The 12,601-nt window shown below is 78.3% G+C and carries 1 protein-coding gene; it reads left to right on the top strand.

The features are described 5' to 3' along the window. Positions 1 to 78 precede the first annotated feature (78 nt). The gene (locus WMF17_RS34230; protein ID WP_437645219.1) at positions 79 to 12,333 is read left to right on the top strand and encodes a tetratricopeptide repeat protein; all 12,255 of its coding nucleotides are present in this window, start codon (positions 79 to 81) and stop codon (positions 12,331 to 12,333) included. The last annotated feature ends 268 nt before the right edge of the window (positions 12,334 to 12,601 follow it).

The raw sequence follows: 12,601 nt of genomic DNA, 5'->3' as shown, positions 1-12,601 counted from the left end.
GCACTGCGGGCGCAGGTTCGACGGCAGCGCCGGCACGCCGGCGCCTTGCCCCATCGCCAGCCGAGGTCCGGATCCAACATGCAGCAGGACACGAAGACCGCGCGCGTCTCGTTTCGTATCGACAACCTCGAAGCTGCGCTCGAGCAGGGGATCGACAACGAAGCAGCCGCGATCGACGTGCTCGTGGCCGCCGCGGCGAAGGGAAGCCCGCACCCCGAGCTGTGGGCGAAGCTCCACGAGTCCGCCGCGCACCACGACCGGTTCTCCGAGCTCGCGTTCGCGTACGAGCGCTTCGCCAGCGAGCGGCGGTTCGGGATGCTCCCGCAGGCCGCCCAGGCCGAGGTCCTCGTCCACGCCGCCGAGTTCCTCGCCGACTTCTTCGGCGACCCCGGCGGCGCTCGCCCCTACCTCGAGCGCGCTCTCTCCGTCCTGCCCTCACACCACGAGGCCTTCGTCCGCCTCGAGCGCATCCTCAAGGAGGCGAACGAGCCGCCCAAGCTCGCAGACCTCTACGCCCTCGCCGCGGGCTACCGCGCAGACCGCGCCGAGCAGCTCGCGCTGCTCCGCCGCGCCTACGAGCTCGTCGAGGCCAGCCCGAAAGAAGAGGAGCGCGCGGTCAAGCTGCTCCAGCAGATCCTCAGGACCGATCCCGGCGACTCGTCGGCGCGCTGGGCGCTCGAGGCGCGCTACGCGCGCGCCGGGCGGCTCCAGGAGATCGCGAGGATACTCGAGCCGGCGCTCGCCGCGGAGACGCCGCCGCCCGACGCGCTCGAGATCCGCGCGCGGCTCATCGACCTCTACAGCGGCCCGCTCAAGGAGATCGAGCGGACGCTGCCGCACATCGAGGAGGTGCTCGCGCAGAACCCGGGCCACCAGGCCGCCTTCCGCGTCGCAGAGGCCCTGCTCGGGCGCAAGACCGTCGTCGTGCGCGCGGCCGCGGCGCTCGAGTCCGCGCACGCGCGGCGCGGGAGGTCGCAGGACGCGGCGCGCATGATGGCCCTCCAGATCGAGAACCTCCGCGGGCCGCGCCGCGTCGAGGTGCAGAAGCGGCTCGTCGAGCTGCAGTTCCAGAGGCTCGGCGATCTCGCGGCGGCGTTCTCGCTGTCCGAGCAGATCCTCGCGGTCGACCCGTCCGACGAGGCCGTGCGCGAGCGCTTCCTCGCGCTCGCGTCGGTGCTCGACCGCCGGGTCGACGCGGCGCGCGTGCTCATGCGCGCCGCGTCCGGCGCCAAGGACAAGCCGCTCCGGGCGCACATCGCCGCCGAGCTCGGCGAGCTGTACGACGGCCTCGGGGAGGGCCGGAAGGCGCGCGCGTCGTTCCAGCAGGCGCTCGACGGCGAGCCCGACGCCGCGGCCGTGCTGCGGGCGGCCCGCGGGCTGGCGAAGCTCTGCGAGCGCGAGCGCGACGCGCGCGGGCTCGCCGGCGCGCTCGCGCGGCTCGCCGAGGCCGAGACGGAGGCCGAGGCGCGCGAGGCCGCGGCGGAGCAGCTCGCGCGCCTCCACGAGGAGGAGCTCAACGACGCCGCGGGCGCGATCGCCGCCTACCGCAAGCTCGCGGAGGCGGGCTCCTCGCGCGAGCCGCGCGCCCTCGCCGCGCTCGAGCGGCTGTACGAGGCCGCGGCCGCGCACGAGGGCCTCGCGTGGGTCCTCGAGCGGCGCGCCGAGACGGAGCCGGACCGCCGCGCGGCGCGGGAGCTGGCGTTCCGCGCGGCCGACCTGCGCACCCGGCTCGCCGACCTGCCGGCCGCCGTCGCCGCCTGGCGCCGCTACCTCGCGTCGTTCGGGGCGTCGCGCGAGGCGCACGCGCGGCTCATCCCGCTGCTCGAGCAGGAGCGGCGCTGGGCCGAGCTCGAGGCGCTCCTCGAGGCCGAGGCCGAGCTCGCGACCGGGCAGGAGCGCGCCTCGGTCCTGGGCCGGATCGGCGCGATCCGCATGGCGCGGCTCGACGATCCGGCCGGCGCGATCGCCGCGTACCGCGAGGCGCTCGCGCTCGATCCGACCGATCGGCCGAGCCGGGTTGCGGTCGAGAAGATGCTGGGCCCGCCCCCGGGCAGCGGCGCCGGCGGCGTGGACGCCTCCCCGTCGCGGCAGAGCGCCTACCTCCTGCTGTCCGACGATCAGCGGCTCGCGGCCTGCGCGCTGCTGGAGCCGATCGCGCGCGCGGAAGGCGCGGCGCAGCTCCTCGTGCGCGTGCTCGAGACCAGGGCGGAGATCGCGCCCGTCGCGTGGGCCCCGGGCGCGGCCGCGCCGGCGCCGGCTGACGTCTCGGGCAGGCTCGCGGCGCTCGAGGAGGCGGCCTCCGTCGCCGAGCGCGAGCTCAGGGATCCGAAGAGGGCGCTCGATCTGGCGGCGCGCGGGCTCTCGCTCGCGACCGCGGCCGCGCCCGAGCAGCTCGCCCGGTGGGTCGCCGAGGTCGAGCGGATGACCGAGCACGGCAGCGAGTCCGCGCGGCGCGCGCCGACGCTCGCCGGGGCGCTCGGGGATCGCGCGGTGGACAGCGCGGCGCTGTCGCACCTCGCGCGGCGAGCGGGCGAGGCGCTGCTCGCGCGCGGCGACGTGGCGCAGGCGCTCGCCCTCTACCGGCGGGCGCTCGCCTTCGAGCCGTCGTCGCGCGAGCTCATCGCGCGGGTCGACGCGCTCTTGCGCGAGCAGGGCAGCCCCGAGGAGCGGCTCGCGCTCTACCGCGAGGCGCTCGCACAGCCGTGCCCGCCCGCGCGGCGGCGGGAGCTCCTGCACGCGATCGGCACGATCCAGCGCCGCGACGTCGGCGATCTCTCCGGGGCGGCCGCGACGTACCGCGCGGCCATCGAGGACGACCCGGGCGACGACGCGGCGTACGAGGCGCTGCTGGAGACGTACGCGGCGGGCGGCGCGTGGGACGCGCTTTACGACGCCCTGGCCGAGCGGCTCCCGGGCGCCCCGCCCGACGAGCGCGTCGCGCGCGAGCTGCGCATGGCCGAGGCGGCGGCGAAGGGCGGGAAGGTCCCGAGCGCGGTCGCGCACTACCGCGCGATCCTGTCGGGCGGCGCGGCGCTCGAAGGCGCGGCGCTCTCCGCGATGGAGGCGCTCGCGCTGTCCACCGGCGACGCCGCGCTGCTCCGCGAGGTGCTCGAGCGGCGGGTCGCCGCCTCGGCCGATCCGCAGGACGAGGCGCTCTGGCTGGAGCGGTTCGGCGAGCTCTCGGCGTTCGGCATCGGCGCTGTGGGCGCCGCGGGCGCTGCGGGCGGCGCGGGTGCTGCGGGCGGCGCGGGTGCTGCGGGCGGCGCGGGTGCTGCGGGCGGCGCGGAAGCCGGCGATGCAGACGCCCAGGGCGCTGCGGGCGCCGCTGCTGCGGGCGCCACCCCGGCCCCGGGCGACCTCGACGCCGCGGTGGCGGCCTGGCTGCGCGCCGCCGCGCTCGCCGAGGGGCCGCTCGCGGATCCGGAGCGGGCGCAGAAGCTCTACGAGCGCGTGCTCTCCGTCTCGCCGCGGCACCGCGACGCCGCCGGCCGCCTCGCGGCGCTCTACCGCGGGCAGGGGGCCTGGGCTCGGCTCGCCGCCGTCTGCGAGGTCCTGCTCGACACAGCGACGACCGACGAGGACGCGCTCTCCGCGCTCGCGGCCCTCGAGGACGCGGCGATCCGGGCGCGCGCGACGTCGCGCTTCGTCGACGCCGCGCTCGATCTCCGCGATCGCATGAGGGCCGAGGGGGAGGGGGGCGCGCCCGTCGGCAAGACGGCGGCGGCGCGGGTCCGCGCGATCGACGCCGCCCTCGCGCGGGTGCTCGCCGCCGATCCCGACCGGCAGGACGACGCCGCGTCCGTCTACCGGCGCCTGCTCTCGCCGCCCGGCGGCGGCGACGCCGCGCAGAGATCGCTCGACCCCGCCGCGCTGGAGGCGTTCCGCGCGTTCCTCGCGCAGAGCCCGGACACGCTCGCGCGCCGCGTGGACCGTCGCTGGCTCTTCACGCTCCTCGTGGAGCGCGCGCCCGAGGGCGAGCGCCTCAGGGCGCTCTCCGCGTGGGCCGCGTGGGAGGAGGAGCACGGCGACCGCGCGGCGGCCGCGGCGCTCTACGCCCGGCTGGTCGAGGCGGATCCCGAGAACGACGACGCGCTCGCGGCGCGGGGGCGCCTCCTCGCCGATCTCGGCGACCACGAGGGCGCGGCGGAGGTGCTCGCGATGCGCCGCGATCGCAGCGAGGGCAGCGCGCGCGTGGCGCTCGACGTCGAGCTCGCGACGCTCCTGCTCGATCAGCTGGATCGGCCGGCGGAGGCGCTCGACGCGGTCGCGCCCGCGATCGAGGCCGGGACGATCGACCCCGCGGTGCTCGAGATCGCGGAGCACGCGCTGGGGCGCCCCGAGACGCAGGCGCGCGCCGCGCTGCTGCTCGAGCGGGCGTGCGACGCGCTCGACGATCCCGAGGTGCGCGTCGCGTTGCTCGAGACGCTCCTCGCGAGCTCGCCAGCGCCGCTCCCGCCGGGCGAGGCCGCGCCGGGCTCCCCGCGCGGCGCGCTCGACGCGGGCAGCCTCGCGTCCGCGCAGCGCGCCGCCGTCCGCCGCGGCTGGTTCGAGCGCCTGCTCGAGCACCACGAGGGCGACGCCGCGCGGGGCCTCGAGGTCGCCCTGCGCGCGGTCTCGGAGCTGCCGGGCGAGCTCGCCCTCTGGGATCGGCTCGAGGAGCTCGGCCGCCGGGCGAAGCAGCCCGAGCGCGTCGCGGCCGCTCACGCCGCGGCGCTCGACGACGCGGGCGCGGCGCTCCCGCCCGACGTCATCGAGGAGATCGGCCGGCGGGCCGTCGAGCACCACGAGGAGTGGTTCGACGCGCCGGAGGCCGCCCTCGCGCTGCTCCGCCGGCTCGTCGAGCTCGTGCCGGGCTCGCTCTGGGGCTTCGAGCGGCTCAAGCTCGCCTACAACGCGGCCGAGCGCTGGGAGGACCTCTTCGCGCTCTACGACGTGATGCTCGAGCGCACCACGGTGCCCGACGAGCGCATCTTCCTCCTGGAGGACGCCGCGGCGGTCGCGCGCGATCTCGCCGGCGATGGCGAGCGCACGATGCGCTACCTCGAGCAGCTGCTGCCGCTCCAGGACGACGCGCGCACCCGCGCCGCGCTCGAGCGGCTCTACGAGCGGCACGGCAGGCGCCGGCCGCTCATCGATCTCCTGACGGCCGAGCTGCCGAGGCTCTCCGGCGAGGGCGCGGAGCGGCTCCGCGAGCGCATCGCGCTCCTCTGGATCGAGGGGGTCGGCGACGCGGCGTCGGCGCTCCCCGTGGTCGAGCAGCTCCTCGACGCGTGGCTCTCGTCGCGCGCGTCCCGCGCGAACGACGCGCCCCGGGCCGCCTTCGCGCTGCTCGAGCGGATCCTCGGGGCGATCCCGGCCGAGCAGGCGCCCGCCGGCGAAGCGGGCGCGCTCGCCGCGCGCGCGGCGCGGCAGCGGTCGGCCGTCCTGCTCGCGAAGCACCACCGCGAGGAGGGGCGGCCGGAGGACCTCGTGCGCGTGCTGGAGATCCAGCTCGATGGCGCCGACGTCGACGACCGCCCGGCGCTGCTGCGCGAGATCGTGCGGCTCCGCCGCGACGCCCTCGGCGACGAGCCGGGCGCGTTCGCGCGGCTCGCCGAGCTCGTCGAGCTCAGGCCGTCGGACGCCGGCGATCGCGCCGAGCTCGCCGAGCTCGCCGAGCGCCTCGGCCGGCACGACCGCCTGGCCGAGGTCCTCGCCGCGGCCGAGCCGCGCGCCGGCGACCCGCAGCAGGCGCTCGCGCTCGTCCGTGACGCCGCGCTCCTCCGCCGCGACCGGCTCCGCGACGCGGACGGCGCGATCGCGCTCTTCCGCCGGCTCTTCTCGCTGGCCGAGCGCCACGGCGACGCCGCGGCCGCGCGGGACGCCGCCCGCGCGCTCGATCGGCTCTTCGCCGAGGGCGACCGCATCGGCGAGCGGTGCGACGTGCTCGACACGCTCGCCGCGATCGAGACGGACCCGGCGGCGCGGCGCGAGGCCCTGGGCGAGCTCGCGCGGCTCGCCTCGTCGCGGCTCCACGACGAGGCGCGGGCGATCGCGGCGTACTCGGCGCGCCTCACCGACGACCGCCAGGACCTCGAGGCGCTCGACGGGCTCGCGATCCTCCTCGAGGAGGGCGGGCGCTACCGGGAGCTCACGGCCGTGCTGGAGCGCCGCGCGGCGGTGCGCGGCGGCGCGGGCGGCCGGCGCGATCTCGGGCGCGTCGCGCGGCTCTTCGAGCGCGAGCTCGGCGACGCGGAGCAGGCCATCGCCACCTGGCGCCGCATCCGCGAGGAGCTCGCGCCCGATCCCGAGAGCGGGGACGCGCTGGCCGCGCTCTACACGCGCGCCGAGCGCTGGGACGACCTCGTCGCGCTGCTCGAGGTCGAGGCGTCCGCGGCGGGCGCGCTCCCCGGCGGGGCCGGCGCGGCGCGCAGCGCGGAGCTCTTCCGGCGGCTCGGCGATGCGCACCGCGATCGCACGCTCGCGTGGGAGCGCGCCGTCGAGGGCTACCGCCGCGCGCACGAGGCCGAGCGGGCCGCGCGCGGCGAGGGCGGGGAGCGCGGCGAGGGCGGGGAGGGGACCGCGCACGGGTCGTCCACGGCGCGCGCGGGCCTGGAAGAGCTGCTCCGCCGCGTCGATCCGGCGTCGGCCGAGCACCGCGGCGCGCTGGTCGCCGCCGTGGGCGCGCTGCTCGAGATCTGCGCCGCCGCGGACGACTGGCGCGCAGAGGTCGCGCTGCTCGAGCCGCGGCTCGCCGCGGCCGAGGCGGACGCCGAGCGGGTCGCCATCCTGAAGGCCTCCGCGGCGCTCCTCGAGGAGCGCGGCGGCGACCGCGAGGGCGCCTTCGAGCTCGCCTTCCGCGCGTTCCTCCTCTCGCCCGGCGAGCCGCCCGAGGGCCTCCTGCGGCTCACCGATCTCGCGGGCCGCTGGCACACGATCGCCGACGCGCTCCCCGAGCTCGAGCGGCGCGGCGACGTGCCCGCCGGGGCGCTCCGCGACCTCACCTTCCGCGTCGGCCGCTGGCACCGCGACGCGCGCGCCGACGCGGACGCGGCCGAGCGCGCGTTCGAGCGAGCGCTCCTCCACGACCCCACGAACGGCGCCATCCTGCTCGACCTCGCGGAGCTCCTCCGGCACAGGCGCGGGCCCTCGCTCGTCCCGACCCTGCTCCGGCTCGCGGCGGCGACCGGGCACGACCTCGCTCTCTACCGCGAGGCCGTCGAGACCGCGCGCGACGCGGGCGACGCGGCCCGGGCCCGCGAGATCGCCGCGGAGCTCCTCGAGATCGCCGTGCGGCGCCTCGGCGACGAGGAGGGGCAGCCTCCGGTCCCCGGCGCGTGGCCCCCCTCGCGCGCCGCGCTGTGGGCGATCGACGCGCTCCTCGGCATGCTCGCGGACGCGGGCGACAGGCCGCAGATCGTCGCGCTCTGCAGGCGCGGCGCCGCGCTCCCGTTCGCGTCGAGCGAGCAGCGCCGGCTCCTGCGCGTCGCGGCCGAGGCGGCGGAGCCCGAGGCGGCGATCGCCCTCTACAGCGGGCTCTTCGAGGACGACCCGGCGGACGAGCCGGTCGGCGAGAGCCTCGCGGCGCTCCTCCGGACGGCCTCGCGGCGCGAGGAGCTCGTGCGCCTGCGCGAGCGGCAGATCGAGGTCTCGGTCGATCTCGATCGCCGCGTCGCGCTCCGGTACGACGCCGCGGAGCTCCTCTCGGACACCGTGCGCGCCGCCGAGGCGATCGCGCTGCTCCGCCGGAACCTCGCGGAGAGCCCGGGGCACGCGGCGTCGATCGACAAGCTCGCCTCGCTCCTCGAGGCGGGCGGGCTGCACCGCGAGCTCATGCTGCTCCGTGAGGAGCAGGCGGCCGCGTGCGAGGCGGTCGGCGCCGGCCCGGTGGCCGCCGAGCTCTGGCTCCAGGCGGCGTCCCTCGCCGAGCACGAGCTCAACGAGCCGGAGCGCGCGATCGCGAGCTACGGCCGCGCCGCGGAGATCGGCTCCGTCGAGGCGCTCGACGCCCTCGCCCGGCTGCTCGCGCGCCGCGGCGAGCACGCGGCGGCCGCCGAGGCGCTCGAGCGGCTCTGCGCGGGCGCGCCGCCCGAGGAGCTCCACCAGGCCGCGCTCCGTCTCGCGGACGCGTGCCTCGCCGCCGGCGAGCCCGACCGCGCCCGCGCCGCCCTCGAGCGGGCGGTGCCCCACGCCGCGCAGCCCGCGCCGCTCCGCGAGCGGCTCGCGTACCTCTACCGCGCGTCGGGCGCGTGGAGCGCGCTGGCCGAGCTCATCGCGGGCGACGCCGCGCGCGCCGACGAGGCGCCGGCCCGGCTCTCGCTCCTCCGCGAGGCCGCGGACCTCTACCTCACGCGCGGCGGCTCGCCCGCCGCCGCGATCCCGCTGTTCGACGAGGCCATCGTCCTCGCCCCCGACGACCTCTCGCTGCGCCTCGCGCGGAGCCGCGCCCTCTCCGCCGCGGGCAGGACCGACGACGCGACCGCCGCCCTGCGCGCGATCATCGCCGATTTCGGCAATCGCCGCCCCAAGGAGCGCGCGTTCGTCCATTACGAGCTCGCCCGCGTCGCCCTCGCCACGGGCGACCGCGCCCGCGCGATGGCGGAGTTCGACCTCGCGCTGCGCGTCGATCCCGCGCACCCCGATGCGCTCCACGGCCTCGCCGGCCTCGCCCTCGAGGACGGCCAGCTCGAGCGCGCGCACCGCGCCTACCGCGCGCTGCTGCTCGTCGTGCGCCGGCCCCGCGACGAGGGCGAGGGGCTCGTCGGCGCGCGGCGGAGCACGATGCCGCCGATGCGCTCCAGCATGGCCCTCCCGGCCGCGACCTCGTTCAGCCGGGCCGAGGTCCTCCTCGCGCTCGGCGAGATCGCGCGGCGGCAGGGGGCGCCTGATCGCGAGGTGGAGTACGTCGAGTCCGCCTTCGAGGCGGCGCGCGAGAGCGACGCCGAGCACGAGAAGCTCCTCGCCGCGCTGCGCGCCCGCGGGCGCCACGACCTGCTCGCCCGCGCGCTCGAGGCGCGGCTCGCCGGCCCGGCCCTCGAGCCCGCCGGGGACGCCGCCGCGGCGCTCGGTGAGCTCGCGTCGCTCTACGAGGGGCCGCTCGATCGCCTGGAGCCCGCGCTCGCGGCCCGCCTGCGCGCCCTCGATCTCACGCCGGGCGCGGGCCCCGCCCACGACGCCGCCCTCGAGCTCGCCGGCCGCCTCGATCAGACGCGCCGGTACCTCGACCTCGTCGAGCGGCTCGTCGCGCGGGCGGCCGGCGAGCCGTACGAGAACGCGCTCCTGCTCCGCTTCGGCCGCGCCCTCGAGCTCGCGCCGGACAGCCAGGAGCGCGCCGCGGCCGTCTACCGCCGCGCCGAGGCGAAGATCGCGGCCGGCGGGCCCTCTGCCGGCCGCGAGGCGGGCGTCGACGTCGAGTCGCTGTGGCGCTCCCTGGAGGCCCTCTACGCGCGCCTCGGCGACCGCCCGGCGCAGGCCGACGTCCTCCGCAAGCGCATCGCCCACGCCGACGCCGCGCGCGCCGAGGGCCCGCCGGCCGCCCCCGCGAACCGCCCGGATCGCGCCGAGCCGCGGTACCGCCTGGCCACGCTGCTCGCGTCGGACCCGGCGGAGGTCGATCCGGCGATCTCGCTCCTCGAGGAGGCGCTCGATCTCCACGCCGATCCGGACCGCGCCGAGGCGATCCTGCGGGACGCGCTGCGCACCGATCCGAGGAACCCGCGCGCGATCCGCCTCTTCGAGCGCCTCGCCCGGCAGAGCGGGCGCCCGCGCGCGCTCGTGGACGCGCTGCTCCTCCTCGCGGAGATCGAGGGCCCCTTCGTCCTCGAAGAGGCGGTCCGCACCGCCCGGGCGTTCGGCGACCGCGAGCAGGCCGAGTCGATCTTGCAGCGCATCGTCGGCCCGGGCGCGCCGCCCGCGTCCGACCCGCCCGGCGCCGCGTGGGCGCTCGTCGCGCTGGCCGAGCTCCGCGAGGAGGCCGGCGATCTCGCGGCCGCCGCGTGGCTGTGCGAGCGCGCCGCGCGCGCCTCGGAGCCCGAGGACGAGCGCGCGCTGCTCCTGCACGCCGCGGAGCTCGCCGCGAGCCCCCTCGACGACCTCTCCCGCGCCGCGCGCCTCTACGAGGAGCTCCGCGCCCGCGAGCCCGCCGAGCGCGAGATCTGGATGCCCCTCGCCGGCGTGTACCGCCGGAGCGGCGACGCCGCGCGCCTCTCCGCGCTGCTCGAGGACACGGTCCCCCTCGTCGACGACCTCTCCGAGCGCTGCGCGCTGCGCCTCGAGCGCGCGCGCCTCCTCGCGCCGGAGTCGCCGGCCGAGGCGGCGCTCCTGCTCCGCGACATCCTCGACGAGGACCCGACCCAGGTGGAGGCCGCCATCCTCCTCGCCACGATGCTCGAGGAGGCCGGCCGCACCGAGGAGCTCGGCGAGCTCTTCGCCCTGCAGCTCGACGCCGCGAAGGACCGCGCCGACGTCGCCTCGATCGCGTCGATCTCGATGCGCCTCGGCGCCCTCCTCGAGCAGCGCGGCGACGATCGCGGCGCGCGCGACGTCTACCTCGGGGCGGTGGACTGGGACGCCGCGAACCGCGACGTCCTGCGCGCCCTCGTGCGCCTCGGCCGGAAGCGCGACAACGCCGACGATCTCGTCGACTCGCTCGAGAAGCTCCTGCGCATCGAGCAGGGCGGCGAGGCGGCCCAGCTCGCGCTGGAGCTCTCCGAGCTGCACGGCGCGCGCGGGGACGACGCCGCCGCCGAGGCCGCCCTCAAGGCCGGCTACGCCGTCTGCCCCACGAGCGACCGGCTCCGCGAGGAGCTCGCGTCGCGCTACGCGGCCCGCGAGGCGTGGCACGCGCTCGCCGAGCTCCACGTGCTCACGGTGCACGTCGCCGGCACCGACGAGGCGCGCGTCGGGGCCCTCTGCCGCGCCGCCGAGATCCTCCGCGACCGCGCGGGCGACGCCGCGGCCGCGGCCGAGCTCCTCGAGCGCGCCCTGCGCGTCGCCCCCGGGGATCGCGGCGTCCTGCTCGCGCTCATCGACGCGTGCGGCGCGGCCTCCGAGCACGCCCGCGCGGCCCGCGCGCTCACGGCGACGCTCGAGGCGAGCCCGGACGACCCGTGGCTCTACCGCGCGCGGGCCGAGGTCCACGGGGCGCTCGGGCAGGGCGACCGCGCGCTCGCCGATCTCGAGCGCGCCTACGCGCTCGGCGGCGCCGAGTACGCGCTCGCGCTCGTCGCCGAGCTCGAGCGGGCGCTCGCGCGCGCGGCGGCGCGGCCCGCCGAGGCCGAGGCCGCGCCCGCCGAGCCCGCGTCGGAGGGGTCGGCGGCCGCCGCGCCGCGCGCGCTCCGGCTGCGCCTCGCCGAGATCCTCGCGCGCTCGAGCGATCTCGAGCGCGCGCGCGGCCACCTCGGCGATCTGCTCCACGTCGACTCCAAGGATCGCGCGGCGCTCAAGGCGCTCGCCGGCCTCGAGGAGTCCGCCGAGCGGTGGGACGCCGCGAGCGCCGTCTACCGCCGGCTCATCGCGCTCGAGGAGGGCGACGCCCTCGTCGCCACCGCGCTCCGCCTGGCGGGCGCCTGCGCGCGCGCCGGCCACCTGAGCGACGCCCGCGGCGGCCTCGAGCGCGCGCGCCGCGCCGCGCCGGGCAACGCCGAGATCCGCGATCGCCTGCGCGCGCTCTACGCCGAGATCGGCGCGAGCCGCGAGCTCGCCGCCATCACGCTCGAGGACGCCGCGGCCGCGTCCGACGTGGCCGGCCGCTTCACCCTCCTCGTCAAGGCTGGCCGCTTGCTCCTCGACGTCGGCGACGGGGCGCAGGCGGCCCCGGTGCTCCGCGAGGCGCGCTCTCTCCGCCCGGAGGATCACGAGGTTGCCCTCCTGCTCGTGGACGCCCTGACGGCCGCGGGCAGCCCCAAGGAGGCGCGCGCGATCACCTCCGAGCTCATCGTCGCCGGCAAGGGGCGCCGCTCGCGGCTCCTCGGCGCCGTCTACCACCGCCTCGCGCGGATCGAGGACGCCGAGGGGAATTTGAGCGAGTCGCTCACTGCGCTCTCGAGGGCGCTCGAGAACGACCCTCAGAACGGCGAGCTCGCCATGGCGCTCGGCGAGAGCGCGCTCGGGCTGGGGGAGCAGGACCTCGCCGCGCGCGCCTACCGCGCGGTCACCCTGATGAAGATTGCCCCCGAGCCCGGCGAGGGCGGCACCACGCTCGCCGCGCGCGCGCTCGCCTATTACCACCTCGGGGCGATGGCGTTCGCGGCCGGCGACCGCCGCAAAGCGCGCCTGATGCTCGACAAGTCCGTCTCCGAGGACGGATCGCTCGAGGCGGCCCGGGCGCTCCTCGACGAGCTGCGCGCCAGCTAAACCCCCCTCCCGCCCGTCTCCGCAGGTATGCCCAGGTCGCGGTGGCCGCCCTCGGGGCCGCCCGAGGCGGCGCGCCGGCGGCGCGGTGCCGCCCGTTTCCAGCGGCATTTTGCGGCTTTCTGGCATCTCGACGGCGCCTCTCCGGTCCACGGCGACGCCGCGCCGCCGGCCCTCCCAGCGGCTCGTTCCCCCCTCTGGGGCGCCGCTCCGGCGCGGCCTTTCAGGGGTCCGCGCGATGCCCGCTCTCAGAAATCGCGTTTTCTCCCCG

The sequence above is a fragment of the Sorangium sp. So ce362 genome, assembly GCF_051519845.1.
Lineage (GTDB): Bacteria > Myxococcota_A > Polyangia > Polyangiales > Polyangiaceae > Sorangium.
This window is presented reverse-complemented; position numbering and strand designations above follow the sequence as displayed.